The following is a 15950-nucleotide window of genomic DNA, read 5'->3' on the forward strand; positions in this document are numbered from 1 at the left end:
CCCCGGTTTTAATCCCTAACCGGCGAGGCGGCGGACCACCCCGTCGGCCAGCAGCCGGCCGCGGTCGGTGAGCACCGCGCGGCCCCGGGAGTCCATCGCGGACGGGTCGAGCAGCCCCTCGGCCGCCGCGGCGCGCGCCTCGGCCAGCCCCGGCTCGTCGAGCACGTCGAGCGGCAGCCCTTCGGCGACGCGCAGTTCGAGCATGATCCGCTCGAGGTGCTGGTCGTCGTCGGTGAGCACTTCACGCCCGCCCGCGGGCGAGTCGCCGGAGGCGAGCAAAGCGGCGTAGCGGGCCGGGTGCTTGACGTTCCACCAGCGCACGCCGCCGACGTGGCTGTGCGCGCCCGGACCGGCGCCCCACCAGTCGTCGCCCCGCCAGTAACCGAGGTTGTGCCGGCAGCGGGCCGCGTCGGATGCCGCCCAGTTCGACACCTCGTACCAGCGCAACCCCGCCGCGGACAGCGCCGCGTCGATCATCTCGTAGTCCGCGGCCAGCACGTCGTCGTCCGGCGCGGGCAGCTCGCCCCGGCGGACGCGCCGGGCCAGCGCCGTGCCTTCCTCGACGATCAGCGCGTACGCCGAGACGTGGTCGACGCCGGCGGCCAGCACCGCGTCGAGCGTCGCGAGGAGGTCGTCGGGACGCTCCCCCGGCGTGCCGTAGATCACGTCCAGGTTCACGTGCTCGAACCCGGCCGCGCGCGCTTCGGCGGCGGCCCGGCCCGGACGCCCCGGGGTGTGCACCCGGTCGAGGATCTTCAGCACGTGCGGCGCGGCCGACTGCATGCCGAGCGACACCCGCGTGTAGCCCGCTTCGCGGATCCCCTCGAAGAACTCCGGCGACGTCGACTCGGGGTTCGACTCCGTCGTCACCTCGGCGCCGGGGGCCAGCCCGAAGACGTCGCGGACGGCGTCGAGGACCGAACGCAGCCCCTCCGCGCCGAGCAGCGACGGCGTGCCGCCGCCGACGAACACCGTGTCGGCGGCCGGCGGCACGACGAGCACGCGCGCGGCGAGCTCCAGCTCGCGCCGCAGCCCTTCGAGCCAGGACTGCGGCGACGAGCCGGTGTCGAGCTCCCCCGCGGTGTAGGTGTTGAAGTCGCAGTACCCGCAGCGTGTGGCGCAGAACGGGACGTGCACGTACACCCCGAACGCTCTGCTGCCCAGCCCCTTCAGCGCGCTTTCCGGCAAGGCCGGATCGATCGGTGTGGCGGGGTCGGAACGCAGTTCGGGCACGGTCGAATTGTCCACCCGGTCACGCCCGGTCGCCTCAAGGGGCCGATCGGGTCAACACCGTTACGACACCGGCAGGTTGGCCGCCGCCCAGTCCGGGTCGACCGGGATGACCTCGATGACGTCGAGCAGCACGCCGTTCGGGTCCGCGAAGTAGAAGTGCCGCTGCCCGTAGACCTCGTCGACGACCGGTGTCACCAGTTCGACACCGGCCTCTTGCAGCCGTTTCGCCTCCGCGCGGGCGTCTTCGACGACCAGCCCGAACATCAGCCCGGCCGTCTCCGCCGCCCGGTGGCCCGGCGGCACCGACTCGTGCCCGCGCTGCACGAAGCTGATCTCGTACCCCGGCGCCCCGGCGTTGACGCTGGCGAACCAGTCGAGCTCGACGGTGACCGGCAGGCCGACGACGTCCGCGTAGAAGCGGGTGGTCACGGCGACGTCGTCGACCAGGTAACCCGCCCCGAAACCCTTGACCTGCATCCGCGGTTCCTCTCCTCAAACCACTGTACCTGAAGTACTCTACATGTAGTGATTTGGCCGGGCAAGAGAGCCTGCGCAAGGCGGTTGACACGGTTTTCGCAGGTGAGTGACCCTTCTCCCACCATTCGGGCAGACCTGGACCACATTGTGGACGCGTGGCACGCTGACGTCGTGACTCATGCCGGTGTTCTGCTCGTGGCCCGCCGCCACGTCGATCTCCTGCGGGTCGCGAGCGCCCTCTGCGCACCCGTTCGCTGACTACCGTCGCCACCACCTGCCACGAATTCTGGACAGCCGGCGCGGAGGAACCCGGCGAGCCGGTCGTCCTCCGCCGCCACGAAGAGCCTCTCGGAGGACGCCGCCATGGCCACGCCCCAAACCCCAGCCCGCCCCGCGCGCGCCAAGCAGAAGCGCGGCGAAGGGCAGTGGGCGCTCGGTTACCGGGAGCCGCTGAACCCGAACGAGCGGTCCAAGAAAGACGACCACCCGCTCAACGTGCGCGCGCGGATCGAGAACATCTACGCCCACCGCGGGTTCGACGCGATCGACCCGGGCGACCTGCGCGGCCGGTTCCGCTGGTACGGCCTCTACACCCAGCGCAAGCCGGGGATCGACGGCGGCCGCACGGCGACGCTGGAGCCCGAAGAGCTCGACGACCGCTACTTCATGCTGCGGGTCCGCATCGACGGCGGCGCACTGACCACCGGGCAGCTCACCGTGCTCGGCGAGATCTCGCAGGCGTACGCGCGCGACACCGCCGACATCACCGACCGGCAGAACATCCAGTACCACTGGATCCGGATCGAGGACGTGCCGACGATCTGGGCCAAGCTCGAGAACGCCGGCATGACCACGATGGAGGCCTGCGGCGACAGCCCGCGCGTCATCCTCGGCTCGCCGGTCGCGGGCATCGCCGCCGCCGAGGTCATCGACGGCACACCGGCGATCGAGGAGATCAAGCGCCGCTACATCGGCAAGCCCGAGTACGCCAACCTGCCGCGCAAGTTCAAGACGGCGATCTCCGGCCAGCCGGACGTCGCCCACGAGATCCACGACGTCGCGTTCGTCGGCGTCGACCACCCCGAGCACGGGCCCGGCTTCGACATCTGGGTCGGCGGCGGCCTCTCGACCAACCCGATGCTCGGGCAGCGCCTCGGCGCCTGGATCCCGCGGGACGAGGTCCCGGACGTCTGGGAAGGCGTCATTTCGATCTTCCGCGACTACGGCTACCGCCGGCTGCGCTCGCGGGCCCGGATCAAGTTCCTGGTCAAGGACTGGGGCGCGGAGAAGTTCCGCCAGGTGCTGCAGGACGAGTACCTCAAGCGCGAGCTGATCGACGGCCCGCCGCCGGTGGACCCGGCCGTCCCGATCGACCACGTCGGCGTGCACCCGCAGGTCGACGGCAAGTTCTACGTCGGCGCGGCACCGGTCGCCGGCCGCGTGTCCGGTGGCACGCTCGTCGCCGTCGCCAAGGCCGCCGAGCGGGCGGGCTCGGGCCGGGTGCGGCTCACCCCGCAGCAGAAGCTCGTCGTGCTCGACGTCCCGGAGGCCCACGTCCCGGCGCTCCAGGCCGAACTGGCCGAGCTGGGCCTGGAGACGAAGCCGTCGCCGTGGCGGCGCGGGGTGATGGCCTGCACCGGGCTGGAGTTCTGCAAGCTCGCCATCGTCGAGACGAAGGCCCGTGCGCAGCTGCTCGTCGCGGACCTCGAGAAGTCACTCGCCGACATCCAGGACGGCCTCGAGACGCCGGTCACCGTGCACCTCAACGGCTGCCCCAACTCGTGCGCGCGGATCCAGACCGCGGACATCGGCCTCAAGGGCCAGATCGTCACCGACGCCGACGGCAACCAGGTCGAAGGCTTCCAGGTGCACCTCGGCGGCGGGCTCGGCCTCGACGCCGGGTTCGGCCGGAAGTTGCGTGGCCACAAGGTGACATCGGGTGAGCTGACCGGGTACGTCGAGCGGGTGGTGCGCAACTACGTCGCCGGGCGCGAGGACGGCGAGCGGTTCGCGCAATGGGCCGCCCGCGCCGACGAAAGCGCCCTCCAGTGACCGAGCGAGCGGCGCCGTACTACTGCCCGTACTGCGGTGACGAGGATCTGCGGCCGGAAGAGAACGGCGGCTGGCTGTGTTCCGCTTGTCGCCGGGTTTTCTCGGTCAAGTTCCTCGGCCTGTCCCTTCCGGAGGTTTCCCGATGACCGCGACCGCCGACTACAAGACCCTCGCCGAGCGCGCTTCGAAGGAGCTCGCCGACGCCACCGCGGAAGAAGCGCTGCGCTGGACCGTGGACACGTTCGGCGACGACTTCATCGTCGCGTCCAACATGCAGGACGCCGTGCTCATCGACCTCGCCACCAAGGTGAAGTCCGATGTGGACGTTCTGTTCCTGGAGACCGGCTACCACTTCCCGGAGACGATCGGCACGCGCGACGCCGTTCAGGCGGTGTACCCGGACGTCCACATCGTGAACGCGCAAGCCGAACAGAGCGTCGCCGAGCAGGACGCCGAGTACGGCCCCAAGCTGCACGACCGTGACGCCACGCTGTGCTGCAACCTGCGCAAGGTGGTGCCGCTGCGCAAGACGCTGGCGAACTACTCCGCCTGGGTCACCGGTGTCCGCCGGGTGGACGCCCCGACCCGCGCGAACACCCCGATCGTCACCTGGGACGACCGCAACGGCCTGGTCAAGGTCAACCCGATCGCGGCGTGGACCGACGACGAGTTCAACGGCTACATCCGTGAGCACGGCATCCTCGAAAACCCGCTGGTGTCGATCGGCTACCTCTCGATCGGCTGCGCACCCTGCACGGCTCGCGTCGAGCCGGGACAGGACCCGCGCAGCGGCCGGTGGGCGGGGCAGAGCAAGACCGAGTGCGGACTGCACGGCTGATGTCAGACACCGAGGGACGCATGACAACACTGGAACCCGCGACCGATGCGGCACAGGACAACCTGGCCGCTCTCGAATCCGAGGCCATCCACATCTTCCGGGAGGTGGCAGGCGAGTTCGACCGCCCGGTGATCCTCTTCTCCGGCGGCAAGGACTCGACGCTGCTGCTGCACCTGGCCATCAAGGCGTTCTGGCCGGCTCCGGTGCCGTTCCCGCTGCTGCACGTGGACACCGGGCACAACTTCGACGAGGTCATCGAGTTCCGCGACCGCGTCGTCGAGCGGCACGGCCTGCGCCTGGTCGTCGCGAAGGTGCAGGACTGGATCGACGACGGACGGCTGGAGGAGCGCGCGGACGGGATGCGCAACCCGCTGCAGACCACGCCGCTGCTCGACACGATCGCCGAGCACAAGTTCGACGCGGTCTTCGGCGGCGGCCGCCGCGATGAGGAACGCGCCCGGGCCAAGGAGCGGATCTTCAGCCTCCGCAACGCCTTCGGCCAGTGGGAGCCGCGCCGCCAGCGGCCCGAGCTGTGGAACCTCTACAACGGGCGGCATCGCCCGGGTGAGCAGGTCCGGGTCTTCCCGCTGTCCAACTGGACCGAGGCCGACGTCTGGAACTACATCGCCCGCGAGAAGGTCGAGCTGCCGTCGATCTACTACGCGCACCAGCGCGAGGTGTACCTGCGCGACGGGATGTTGCTGGCCGAGGGCCCGTGGGGTGGCCCGCGGCCGGGCGAAGAGGTCCGCGAGCTGACCGTCCGCTACCGGACCGTCGGCGACGGTTCGTGCACCGGCGCGATCGAATCCACCGCGGCCACCGTCGAGGAGGTCATCGCCGAGGTTTCGGCCTCGCGGCTGACCGAGCGCGGCGCGACCCGGGCCGACGACCGGATGTCCGAAGCGGCCATGGAAGACCGCAAGCGTGAGGGGTACTTCTGATGAGTTCGCTGCTGCGCCTGGCCACCGCCGGGAGCGTCGACGACGGCAAGTCGACCCTGGTCGGCCGGCTGCTGTACGACACGAAGTCGGTGCTCGCCGACCAGCTCGACGCCGTCACCCGCGCGTCCGTCGACAAGGGATTGTCCACACCGGACCTCTCGCTGCTGGTCGACGGCCTGCGCTCGGAACGCGAGCAGGGCATCACCATCGACGTCGCCTACCGGTACTTCGCGACGCCGAAGCGGTCGTTCGTGCTGGCGGACACGCCCGGGCACGTGCAGTACACGCGCAACACGGTGACCGGCGCGTCCACCGCGCAGCTGGCCGTGCTGCTGGTCGACGCGCGCAAGGGCGTCATCGAGCAGACCCGCCGGCACGCGGCCGTGCTGGCCCTGCTCGGCGTGCCGCAGCTGGTGCTGGCGGTGAACAAGATCGACCTGGTCGGCTACGACGAGGCGACCTTCACCGTGATCGCCGAGGAGTTCGCCGAGCACGCGCTGTCCCTGGGCTACGAGCGCGGGTCCGTGCTGGCCATCCCGGTGTCCGCGCTGGAGGGCGACAACGTCGCGGCCCGCTCGGAGCGGACGCCGTGGTACACCGGGCCGAGCCTGCTGGAGCACCTGGAAGAGGTGCCGGTCGCACCCGACCCGCACGACTCCGCGCTGCGGTTCCCGGTGCAGTACGTGATCCGCCCGCGCACGGCCGAGTACCCGGACTACCGCGGCTACGCGGGCCAGATCGCGGCCGGCACGGTCCGGCCCGGCGACGAGATCGTCGTGCTGCCGCAGGGCATCCGCAGCCGCGTCGAGCGCATCGACACCGCCGACGGGCCGCTGGCCGAAGCCGGCGCCGGGACGTCGGTGACGCTGCTGCTCACCGACGACATCGACATCTCGCGCGGCGACCTGATCGCCGCCGCGGACAGTCCGCCGCAGGTCACCGACGAGATCACCGGCACGCTGTGCTGGCTGTCGTCCAAGCCGCTGAAGCCGGGCGCGCGCCTGCTCGTCAAGCACGGCACCCGCACGGTGCAGGCGCTGGTGGACGAGCTGCACGCCCGGTTCGACGAGCAGACGCTGTCCAGTGTGGACTCTCCGGCGTCGCTGGAGCTCAACGACATCGGCCGCGTCACCCTGCGGCTGGCCGAGGAGCTGGGCGTCGACGACTACGGCACCAGCCCGCGCACCGGCGCGTTCCTGGTCATCGACCCGAAGGACGGCGACACGCTGGCCGCGGGACTGGTGGGTGAGCGCTTCTCGTGACACCACCGCTGGTCGCCGTCGCCCACGGCAGCCGCGACCCCCGCTCGGCGGCGACCGTGCGGGCCCTCGTCGACGTCGTGCGCGACCGGGCCCCGGGGGTGCCGGTCTACGAGTCCTTTTTGGACCTTTCGGCGCCGTCGGTCACCGACGTGCTGCGGTCGCTGCACGCCGACGGCCACCGGTCGGCGGTCGTGGTGCCGTTGCTGCTGGGCAGCGCGTTCCACGCCCGGGTCGACCTGCCGGCCCTGATCGACTCGGTGACCGACTCCTGCCCGGGCTTCCGGGTGCAGGTGTCGGACGTGCTCGGTGCCGACCCGGCGTTGCAGGCGGTCGCGCTCGACCGGCTGGCCGCGGCGCCGCTTTCCGGCCGGGGCGTGATCGTCAGCGCGGTCGGTTCGTCGAACGCTTCCGCGAACGCCGTGGTCGCTGCGCTGGCCACCCGCTGGGAAGAGCGGCTCGGGGTGCCGGTGAGCGAGGCGTTCGCGTCGGCCGCCCAGCCGGACATCCCGGCGGCGGCGGCTTCGTTGCGGTCGCGAGGTGCGCGGCACCTCGTGGTGGCTTCGTGGTTTCTGGCGCCGGGCCTGCTTCCGGACCGGATCGCGCGGCTGGCCCGTGAGGCGGACCCGGCGGCGTTCATCGCGGCGCCGCTGGCCGACGATCCGCGCGTCGCGGACGTCGTGGTCAGCCGGTACGCGTCCGCGGTCAGCGGACTGCTCCGCCAGTACGCCTGACACCGCCAAAAGGCGAGTCTTATTCACATTTTTGTTACCACCCGTGCATGGGAACGGTAAATTCTTGACGTCCTACTTAACTTGCCGGTAACAATCATGGCGGCTGCGCAGCTTTCTTCCTCCCCTCGTGAAACCGCAGGTAGGTGGACACAGATGAAAGCTCTTCACTTTTCCCGGCTCGCCGCGCTGACCGCGGCCGCGGTGCTCCCGATCGCCCTCGCCGCCCCGGCGTCGGCGGCCACCACCGTCACCTTCGACTGCCAGGCCAACGCCCCCATCGTCGGGCCGCAGAAGGTGGCGCTGAACCAGGACGCCGCCGTCACCGCGCCCGCCACCGTCGCGCCCGGGGCCGCGTTCGACGTCGTCATCGACCCCGCGCCGAACACCGTTCCGAGCACGGTCAGCGGGAACAAGGTCAAGAACATCAACACGTTCGCGCTCAAGATCCCGATCCCGGCGAACTCGTCGTACGTCGGCGCGGACCTGGCGGGCGGTTCCGGCCTCGGCTCGACCCCGCCGACCATCTCCGTCGCGAACGGCGTCGCCACGCTGAGCTTCCCCGGCCCGATCGCCGGCGGGGCCACGTTCGAACTGCCCACCGTCACCGCCCACCTGACCGCGGGCCAGTCCGGCACCATCCAGACCAGGCTCGCCGGGACCAGCTACAGCGACCCGGGCCTGACGTTCAAGGCGGTGGCCGGCACGATCATCGGCGACCTCACCGCCCCGACGGCCTGTTTCCCCAATCCCAGCCCGGTCTTCACCACGACGACCATCGGCTGAACGCCGGATCACCCTGCGGGCGGAAGCCCGTAGGGTGATCCACATGGGGAACTTCGAACTCGCTCAGGTCAACATCAGCCGGATGAAGGCACCGCTCGACGACGAATCCTTCCGCGGGTTCGTCGAAGCGCTGGAGCCGGTGAACGCGATCGCCGACCGCGCGCCCGGCTTCGTGTGGCGCCTGCAGACCGAGGACGGCGACGCGACGTCGATCCGCGCCTTCGAGTGGGACGTGCGCGGCACGTCCGGGATCCTGGTCAACATGTCCGTCTGGACGTCGGTGGAAGCACTGGCGGCCTTCGCCTTCTCCGGCGAGCACCTGGCGATCCTCCGGCGCCGCCGCGAGTGGTTCCACCACGTGCGCGAGGCGATGACCGTGCTCTGGTGGGTCCCCGCCGGGCACCGGCCGACGACCGCGGAAGCCGAGGAGAAGATCAAGCACCTCCGCGTCCACGGCCCGACCCCCGAGGCGTTCACGCTCAAGCAGCACTTCTCCCCGGCCGCCGACGCTCGCGAGGGTGAGCCCGGCTGGCTGTGCCCCGCGTAACACCGGCCACCGGCGGCGAGTGTGCAAGGGTGTCGACCATGGCTGACGAACTGGTGCACTACGACGTGGTGGGCGGCACCGCCACGATCACCCTGGACTCCCCGCACAACCGCAACGCGCTCTCCGCGCAGCTCCGCCGCGAGCTCTCGGACTCCCTCGCCAAGGCGGTCGCCGACGACGCCGTGCGCGTGATCGTGCTCACCCACACCGGTCCGGTCTTCTGCGCCGGGATGGACCTCAAGGAGGCCCGCGGCGCCGGCGCCGGCGACCAGGGCGTGAACGAGTTCCCCCGGATCCTCGAGCAGCTGTGGACCAGCCCGAAGCCGGTGGTCGCCCGCCTGGCCGGGCCCGCGCGGGCCGGCGGGATCGGCATGGTGGCCGCCTGCGACATCGCCGTGGCCGTGCCGGACGCGACGTTCGCCTTCTCCGAAGTCCGCATCGGTGTGGTGCCGGCGATCATCTCCCTGACCGTGCTCCCGCGGCTGAACCCGCGCGCGGCCCACGAGCTGTTCCTGACCGGCGACACCTTCGACGCGCGCCGCGCGGTCGAGATCGGCCTGCTGAACTCGGCGACCGACGACCTCGACGCCGAGGTCACCCGGTTCGTGAAGGCCCTCGCGGCGGGCGGCCCGAAGGCGCTGGCCGAGACGAAGGCGCTGCTGAGCCGCCCCCGTCCCGCCACGCCTTCGGACGGCTTCGAGGAGATGCTCGGCCTGTCGGCGAAGTTCTTCGCCGGCGAGGAAGGCCAGGAAGGCATCCTGGCCTTCGCCCAGAAGCGCAAGCCGAACTGGGTCCCGCAGGACTGAGCCGGGCCGGACGCCGCTCAGGCGTCCGGCAGCACCACCGTGAGCCGCCACGAACCGGCGCTGGGGCCGAGCGCTCGCTGGGCGTCCGAGAGCACGCTGCGGATGGCCAGGTAAGTCTTGGGCTCGGCCTTGCGCAGCGCGTCCGAACCCGGCCAGATCAGCACGTGCTCCCCCGGCGGCAGCCACGACAGGTCGGTCAGGCAGTCGTAGAGCGCGTCGAGGTTGTGGCCGAAGTAGTCCGGAAAGGACAGTGCCTCGGCGAACGCTTCGAGTGTGCTGGCCTTGTCGACGGTCGGCCGCGAGTTCACCAGGTGCGGGTACGCGCCCCGGGCGAACGCCTCTTCCGCGGCGGCCTTCGCCAGCTCGCCGGCGCTCATCGGGCCGGGTCCACGACGACGAACGACGCGTAGTGGTCGCCGGTGTAGTACAGCTCGTGCGCCTGCCCGGTGATCAGCCGCCGGGCACCGCGGTCGGGGCTCCCGGGCGTCTTCACCGTGTACTCGTGGTAGTAGCCGGACTTCTTGCCGGGCAATCTCTTCTCGCGGTTCTCGAAGACGACGTCGTCGTTGCGCGGGTAGGGGTACGGGCCGCCCGCCTCGATCAGCTTCCACGTGTCCGTGGCCTGCGGCGGGAGCGCGGAAAGCGCCTTCACCGGCAGCCCGGAGTCCGCGCCCGGCACGGCGGCACTGCCCTTGGCGGGCGTGCTGCTCTTCGCGGGCGCGCTCGCCGAGGTGCTCGCCGAGGTGCTCGGCGAAGACGACGTCGAGCTGCTGCCGAGGTTGTCCTTGAGCAGCCAGCCCCCCAGCACCAGCACGAGGAGCCCGATCAGCGCGGCGGTGATCCGCCTTCGGTTGAACATGGTTCGCGAGCCTATGCCGACCCGTCGGGGGACTCGTCGTCACGCCCCGGAGCCAGCCGGCGGGCGAACAGGCCGACGACCTTGTCGAGCACCCACGCGGCAGCCAGGCACAACGGCACGACAACCACCATGACCAGCACGAACTGCACCGGGAACCAGGCCTGGGCGAGCCACAGCTCGACCCCGTCCCACCAGTCGGCAAGCCCGTTGAACACGGTGTGAGCCTACGCGCGCCCTGCTGCCACCGCGCCTCAGGGGCGGTACGTTGCGAAGCATGTTCGCCGTGTACGCGCAGGAACCCAACGCCGAAAGCCCGCTGGACTCGCTCGTCGTCGGCGAGCGCCCCGAACCCGAAGTGCCCGACGGCTGGGTCCGCGTGCACGTCAAGGCGGCCAGCCTCAACATGCACGACCTCTGGACGCTGCGCGGCGTCGGGATCAAGCCGGACCAGTTCCCGATGATCCTCGGCTGCGACGGCGCCGGCACCCTCGACGACGGCTCCGAGGTCGTCATCCACTCGGTGATCAACGCGCCGGGCTGGCAGGGCGACGACACCCTCGACCCGAAGCGCACCCTGCTCACCGAGAAGCACCAGGGCACCTTCGCCGACCAGGTCGTCGTGCCGGCCCGCAACGTCGTGCCGAAGCCCGCGGCACTGAGCTTTGCCGAGGCCGCCACCATGGGGACGGCCTGGCTGACCGCCTACCGGATGCTCTTCGTGAAGTCCGGGCTGCGGCCGGGGCAGACGATGCTGGTGCAGGGTGCCTCCGGCGGCGTCTCGACGGCGCTGGTCCAGCTCGGCCGCGCGGCCGGGTTCCGGGTCTGGGTGACCGGCCGCACCGAGGAGAAGCGGGCCCTCGCCACGAGCCTCGGCGCGCACCAGGCGTTCGAGTCCGGCGCGCGGCTGCCCGAGCGCGTCGACGCGGTGTTCGAGACCGTCGGCAAGGCCACCTGGTCACACTCGGTGAAGTCGCTCAAACCGGGCGGGATCATCGTGGTCTCGGGGTCGACCAGCGGCCCGGACGCGCACGCGGAGCTGCAGCGCGTCTTCTTCCTCCAGCTGCGGGTCGCCGGCTCGACCATGGGCACCCGTGACGAGCTCGCCGACCTGCTCGCCTACCTCGACCTGACCGGCGTCCGGCCGCAGATCGGCGCGGAACTTTCATTTTCCGAAGCACCCAAGGGCTTCCAGGCGATGCTGGACGGGGACACCGCCGGCAAGATCGTCTTCGCCCGCTAGACCGCCGCTGAGCTGGGCGGATCGGCGTGTCCGCCCGGCTCGGCATTCGGTGATTCTTCGACGTACTCAGTTCGAGATCTGGTTGTTAGCCCCTATTTTCGACCGAAACCCAATGGTTGCAAGGTAATCTTGGGGTATGACCGCGACGAAGCGGCCCACTCCGGCTGGACCGGACGGCCGGCCCAGCAGCGACCCGGACCCGATCCGAGTCTCCTTCCGGCGCTACGCCGGCGTCCGCACCCGCGTGCTCGAGGTCGGCGACCTCGCCCCCGAGCCGGAGGCTCCCCGTCGTTCCCTGCGCCGCCGGGCGGCCGCACCGCACGTCCGGCCCAGCGCCCCGCGGCTGGTGCTCCTGCACGGCTACTGCGACAGCGCCGACACCTGGCGCCCCGCGTTGGAGCAGCTCGCGGCCGCCGGCATCCCGGCGGTCGCGGTCGACCTCCCGGGTTTCGGTGACGCCCAGCCGCTGCGGCCGGGCCCGATGCTGCCCCAGCTCGACGCGTTCACCACCGCCGTCGTCCGCGAGCAGGCCGTGCTCGGCTCGGTCGTGCTGGCCGGCAACTCCCTCGGCGGCACCATGAGCCTGCGCGCGGCGCAGAACAGCCGCCTGCCGATCTCCGGCGTCGTCTCGATCGCCGCGCCGGGCTTCGTCGACTCGTGGCTGATCCGCACGGTCGCGCGCTACCCGCTGCCGCTGCGGCTGTACTCGTCGCTGCCCGTCCCGGTGCCGGGGTTCCTGGTGCGCAAGGTCGCCGAGCAGCTCGTCCCGCGGCTGCTGTACGCCGACTCGAGCGTCGCCGACGCCGTGCAGGTGCAGCGGTTCACCGCCCTCTTCCCGGACTACCGCGCGACCAAAAGCCGCCTCGAGCAGGCCCGGCAGCTCGTCGCGGAGCTCGCCGACGCCTACCGGCTCGACTCGGTCGAGGTGCCGCTGCTGGTCGTCGCGTGCGGCAAGGACAAGCTCGTCACCGCGGCGTCCGGGCGCCAGCTGCACACGCTGGTGCCGCACAGCAGGCTGCTGGTCCGCGAGGACTGGGGCCACTGCCCGCAGCTGGACGACCCGGTGGAGATCGCGGAACTGCTCACCTACTTCGCGGCGAGCGCGGTCCGGACCAGCCAGGCCAAGCGGGCCGCGGCGACGGCCCCGAAGGCCGTGAGCGAGGACACCGCGGCGGGCTGAGCGGCTCACGCTGTCTTCACGCGCGGATGGCGGTAGGTTCCGCGAAGGCCCGTGATCCGGGCCTTCCACCGACCGTTCGGGAGACGATGATGTCCGCTCCAGGAGGCTTGGGCTCGAGCTCCGGCATCTTCCGGCGCAAGCCGATCGACCAGATCCAGGACACGACGGAAAGCGGCGGCCTGCAACGCACCCTGGGGCTGTGGCAGCTGACCGCCATCGGCATCGGCGGCATCATCGGCGCCGGGATCTTCGCCCTCGCCGGCAGCGTCGCGCACGGCGACGACGCGGCGGGCATCCCGGGGGTCGGCCCGGCCGTGCTGATCTCGTTCCTCATCGCCGGCGTGGCCAGCGCCGCGGCGGCGTTCTCCTACGCCGAGTTCGCCGGCCTGATCCCGAAAGCCGGCTCGGCCTACACCTACGGCTACGCGGTGCTCGGCGAGGTCGTCGGCTGGTTCATCGGCTGGGACCTGCTGCTGGAGTACACCGCGATCGTGTCGGTGGTGGCGATCGGCATCTCCGGCTACTTCAACTTCCTGCTCGGCCAGATCGGCCTCGACCTGCCCGCGTGGATGCTCGGCGCGCCCGGCACCGGCCCCGGCCACAAGGTCGACCTGTTCGCCGCGCTGCTGTGCCTGCTGATCGCGTTCCTGCTCAACCGCGGCATCCGCAGCGCCGCCCGGTTCGAGACGGCGATGGTCGGGATCAAGGTCCTGATCGTGCTGGTGGTCATCCTGGTCGGCTTCTTCTACGTCAAGACCGGCAACTACACGCCGTTCGCGCCCGCGGGCTTCGGCGGCGCGGTGACCGGAGCCGCGACGGTGTTCTTCGCCGTCTTCGGCTACGACGCCATGAGCACCGCCGCGGAGGAGTCCAAGGACGCGCAGCGGCACATGCCGAAGGCGATCCTGTACTCGCTGGCCATCTCGATGGTGCTGTACGTGCTGGCCTGCCTGGTGCTGACCGGCATGCAGAAGTACACCGAGATCGACCCGAAGAGCGGCTTCTCGACGGCGTTCAAGTCGGTCGGCCTCGACGGGCTGGCCACGGTCATCGCGATCGGCGCGATCGTCGGCATCCTGACCGTGCTGTTCACGTTCCTGATGGGCGCGACCCGCGTCGGCTACTCGATGAGCCGCGACGGCCTGCTCCCGGCGTGGTTCGGCAAGACCAACGAGAAGCGCCAGGTGCCGAGCCGGATGACCTGGATCCTCGGTGGCGCGTCGGCGGTCATCGCCGGGGTGCTGCCGATCGGCGAGGCGGCGGAGCTGACGAACATCGGCATCCTGCTGGCGTTCGTCGTCGTCTGCGTCGCGGTGATCGTGCTGCGCTACAAGCAGCCGGACCTGCCGCGGACGTTCCGGACGCCCGGCATGCCGGTGGTGCCCGCGATCGGCGTGGTGTTCTCGATCTGGCTGATCACGTTCCTGCAGCCGGCGACCTGGCTGCGGTTCGCCGTCTGGTTCGTGATCGGCCTGGTCATCTACTTCCTGTACAGCCGGCGGCACTCGGCGCTGAACCGCACGGACGCCTAGCGGATCCGGTCGAGGCGCGCGGCGGCTTCGCGCGCCTCGACCTTCAGCCGCTCGAGGATCACCGCGGCCGAAGCGTCGTAGGCGAGCGGGTACGTCTGGCCCGCCCACAGCGAGATCGCCTCGGGGTCGCCCGCCTTCGCCGCGGCCTTGCGCACCGGGCCCGCCAGGTGGTTGAGCTGCGGGTACGCGGCCGGGGCGCCCTCGGACAGCACGTCCATGAACTTGTTGACCAGCCCGCGCGCCGGGCGGCCGCTGAAGGCGCGGGTGAAGGCCGTCTCGCGCTCGGCGACGGCGAGAGCCTTGCGGTGCGCCTCCGACGTCCCGGCTTCGTCCGCGCGCAGGAAGACCGTGCCCAGCTGGGCCGCGGTCGCCCCGGCGGCGAGCACGGCGGCGACGTCCGCGCCGTGCACCAGCCCGCCGGCGGCGATCAGCGGCAGGTCGACCCGGGCGGCGACGAGCCGCAGCAGCGCGAGCACGCCGTATTCGGCGCCGCCACCGGGCAAGCGCGGGTCGTCGGTGAACAGGCTCCGGTGCCCGCCGGCCTCGAAGCCCTGGACGACGAGCGCGTCGGCGCCGAGGTCGGCGGCCCGGTGCGCGGCCTCCGGAGTCGTCACGGTGACGACGACCTCGCTCCCGGCTTCCTTCAGGCGCAGCACGTCCGACGGCGTGGGCGGGCCGAAGGTGAACGACACCACGCGAATGCGCTTCTCGAGCACGACGTCCAGCTTCGCCGGGTAGTGGTCGTCGTCCCACTTAGGTTCTCCGAGTTCGACGTCGTACTCCCGGGCGAACTCCTCGAGCCGCTCGCGGTGCGCGCCGATGTCGGCGCCGGTGTCCGGCTGCGGGACGAAGAGGTTGACGCCGAACTCGCCGTCGGTCAGCTCCCGCGTGCGGTCGATCTGCGCGGCCAGCGCGGCGGGGGTGAGCATGCCGGCGGAGAGGAAGCCGTAGCCGCCGGCCTCGGTCACCGCGGCGACCAGCTCCGGGGTGGTGGGCCCGCCCGCCATCGGCGCGGCGACGACCGGGAACGTCAGCTCGTCGAACATGCCACCGAGCGTAGTCCTCAGGCGGGCAGCAGCATCGTGTAGAGCTTCGTGATCAGCCCGTTCTCGACCAGCGCGACATCGATCCCCCGCACGACCGGCGGTTGCCCTTCCGGGCCGAGCCGCCACGCGAGGTGGCCCAGGTCGTGGTTGACCAGCACCGGGCCGTCGGGCGCGAACACGAAGCCCGGGGACTGCTCCAGCAGGCCCTTCGCCTTGGCGTTCAGCTCCTCGTGACCGGTCGTGACGCCTTCCGGGTCGGCGAACTCGACGTCGGCCGCGTACGTCTCGGCGATCGCCTTCGCCCGCCGTTCGTCGTCGCGCTCGTTGAACACCTTCAGCAGGTTGGCTTCCATGAGCTCGGCCACCGTCGCCATGCACGTCCTCCTCGGGTCGGCACCCATATTACGTGACATGTCACGTAAC

The 15950-nt window shown here is 71.1% G+C and carries 20 protein-coding genes; 13 read left to right on the forward strand and 7 right to left on the reverse strand.

Features of this window, described 5'->3' with window-relative positions; translation table 11 throughout:
- Nucleotides 1–15: 15 nt before the first annotated feature.
- Together hemW and HUT10_RS14790 are read right to left on the reverse strand one after the other, a co-directional pair.
- Nucleotides 16–1233, reverse strand: a complete 1218-nt coding sequence (gene hemW / locus HUT10_RS14785) for a radical SAM family heme chaperone HemW (protein WP_254896875.1) — start codon at nt 1231–1233, stop codon at nt 16–18.
- A gap of 60 nt (nt 1234–1293) precedes the next feature.
- Nucleotides 1294–1710: a VOC family protein gene (locus HUT10_RS14790; RefSeq protein ID WP_176171740.1), complete on the reverse strand. Its 417-nt coding sequence runs from the start codon at nt 1708–1710 to the stop codon at nt 1294–1296.
- A 171-nt stretch (nt 1711–1881) separates the two neighbouring features.
- On the opposite strand from HUT10_RS14790, the gene HUT10_RS52205 reads away from it, so the two are divergent.
- From HUT10_RS52205 to HUT10_RS14830, 10 genes are all read left to right on the forward strand, one after another.
- Nucleotides 1882–1968 carry a putative leader peptide gene (locus HUT10_RS52205; RefSeq protein WP_368660830.1) on the forward strand — a complete coding sequence of 29 codons (87 nt, stop codon included), beginning with the start codon at nt 1882–1884 and terminating at the stop codon, nt 1966–1968.
- 105 nt (nt 1969–2073) lie between these two features.
- Nucleotides 2074–3762, forward strand: a complete 1689-nt coding sequence (locus tag HUT10_RS14795) for a nitrite/sulfite reductase (protein WP_176171741.1) — start codon at nt 2074–2076, stop codon at nt 3760–3762.
- On the forward strand, nt 3726–3908 hold the full coding sequence (locus HUT10_RS50955; protein WP_254896876.1) for an Insertion element protein: 183 nt from the start codon (nt 3726–3728) through the stop codon (nt 3906–3908). Before HUT10_RS14795 ends, HUT10_RS50955 begins: the two co-directional genes overlap by 37 nt.
- The gene (locus tag HUT10_RS14800) at nt 3905–4600 is read left to right on the forward strand and encodes a phosphoadenylyl-sulfate reductase (RefSeq protein WP_176171742.1); all 696 of its coding nucleotides are present in this window, start codon (nt 3905–3907) and stop codon (nt 4598–4600) included. The genes HUT10_RS50955 and HUT10_RS14800 overlap by 4 nt, the downstream gene beginning before the upstream one ends.
- A gap of 20 nt (nt 4601–4620) precedes the next feature.
- Nucleotides 4621–5541 carry a sulfate adenylyltransferase subunit CysD gene (cysD, locus tag HUT10_RS14805; RefSeq protein ID WP_176171743.1) on the forward strand — a complete coding sequence of 307 codons (921 nt, stop codon included), beginning with the start codon at nt 4621–4623 and terminating at the stop codon, nt 5539–5541.
- Nucleotides 5541–6803: a sulfate adenylyltransferase subunit 1 gene (locus HUT10_RS14810; RefSeq protein WP_176171744.1), complete on the forward strand. Its 1263-nt coding sequence runs from the start codon at nt 5541–5543 to the stop codon at nt 6801–6803. Before cysD ends, HUT10_RS14810 begins: the two co-directional genes overlap by 1 nt.
- Nucleotides 6800–7534, forward strand: coding sequence for a sirohydrochlorin chelatase (locus tag HUT10_RS14815; RefSeq protein WP_176171745.1), 735 nt, complete (start codon nt 6800–6802; stop codon nt 7532–7534). The genes HUT10_RS14810 and HUT10_RS14815 overlap by 4 nt, the downstream gene beginning before the upstream one ends.
- A 153-nt stretch (nt 7535–7687) precedes the next feature.
- Nucleotides 7688–8317 carry a cyclase gene (locus HUT10_RS14820; protein WP_176171746.1) on the forward strand — a complete coding sequence of 210 codons (630 nt, stop codon included), beginning with the start codon at nt 7688–7690 and terminating at the stop codon, nt 8315–8317.
- A 43-nt stretch (nt 8318–8360) separates the two neighbouring features.
- Nucleotides 8361–8864, forward strand: coding sequence for a DUF3291 domain-containing protein (locus HUT10_RS14825; protein WP_176171747.1), 504 nt, complete (start codon nt 8361–8363; stop codon nt 8862–8864).
- Nucleotides 8865–8902: 38 nt separating this feature from the next.
- Entirely contained in the window at nt 8903–9670 is a 768-nt protein-coding gene (locus tag HUT10_RS14830; protein ID WP_176171748.1) for an enoyl-CoA hydratase family protein, read from the forward strand.
- Between the two features lie 17 nt (nt 9671–9687).
- On the opposite strand, the gene HUT10_RS14835 is transcribed toward HUT10_RS14830, so the two are convergent.
- Genes HUT10_RS14835 through HUT10_RS14845 form a run of 3 tightly spaced genes read right to left on the reverse strand, consistent with a single transcriptional unit; the run spans nt 9688 to nt 10744 of the window.
- Nucleotides 9688–10047 carry a barstar family protein gene (locus HUT10_RS14835; RefSeq protein ID WP_176171749.1) on the reverse strand — a complete coding sequence of 120 codons (360 nt, stop codon included), beginning with the start codon at nt 10045–10047 and terminating at the stop codon, nt 9688–9690.
- A complete protein-coding gene (locus HUT10_RS14840; protein WP_176171750.1) occupies nt 10044–10529 on the reverse strand; it encodes a ribonuclease domain-containing protein in 486 nt (161 codons plus the stop codon). The genes HUT10_RS14835 and HUT10_RS14840 overlap by 4 nt, the downstream gene beginning before the upstream one ends.
- 11 nt (nt 10530–10540) lie before the next feature.
- Entirely contained in the window at nt 10541–10744 is a 204-nt protein-coding gene (locus HUT10_RS14845; protein ID WP_176171751.1) for a hypothetical protein, read from the reverse strand.
- A gap of 59 nt (nt 10745–10803) precedes the next feature.
- Between HUT10_RS14845 and HUT10_RS14850 the strand changes: the two genes are divergently transcribed.
- The 3 genes from HUT10_RS14850 (at nt 10804) to HUT10_RS14860 (ending at nt 14481) form a co-directional block, all read left to right on the forward strand.
- Complete coding sequence (locus tag HUT10_RS14850; protein WP_176171752.1) at nt 10804–11769, forward strand: zinc-binding dehydrogenase; 966 nt, start codon at nt 10804–10806, stop codon at nt 11767–11769.
- 136 nt (nt 11770–11905) lie between these two features.
- On the forward strand, nt 11906–12949 hold the full coding sequence (locus tag HUT10_RS14855) for an alpha/beta fold hydrolase (protein ID WP_176171753.1): 1044 nt from the start codon (nt 11906–11908) through the stop codon (nt 12947–12949).
- An 89-nt stretch (nt 12950–13038) separates the two neighbouring features.
- Nucleotides 13039–14481 (forward strand): amino acid permease, encoded by a 1443-nt coding sequence (locus HUT10_RS14860; RefSeq protein WP_176171754.1) that lies wholly within the window; start codon nt 13039–13041, stop codon nt 14479–14481.
- Here the strand turns inward: HUT10_RS14860 and HUT10_RS14865 are convergent.
- Both HUT10_RS14865 and HUT10_RS14870 read right to left on the reverse strand, forming a co-directional pair.
- Nucleotides 14478–15527, reverse strand: a complete 1050-nt coding sequence (locus tag HUT10_RS14865; RefSeq protein WP_176171755.1) for a nitronate monooxygenase family protein — start codon at nt 15525–15527, stop codon at nt 14478–14480. The genes HUT10_RS14860 and HUT10_RS14865 overlap by 4 nt on opposite strands.
- 17 nt (nt 15528–15544) lie before the next feature.
- Complete coding sequence (locus HUT10_RS14870; protein ID WP_176171756.1) at nt 15545–15901, reverse strand: nuclear transport factor 2 family protein; 357 nt, start codon at nt 15899–15901, stop codon at nt 15545–15547.
- Between the last annotated feature and the right edge of the window lie 49 nt (nt 15902–15950).

The organism is Amycolatopsis sp. Hca4 (genome assembly GCF_013364075.1).
Taxonomy (GTDB): domain Bacteria; phylum Actinomycetota; class Actinomycetes; order Mycobacteriales; family Pseudonocardiaceae; genus Amycolatopsis.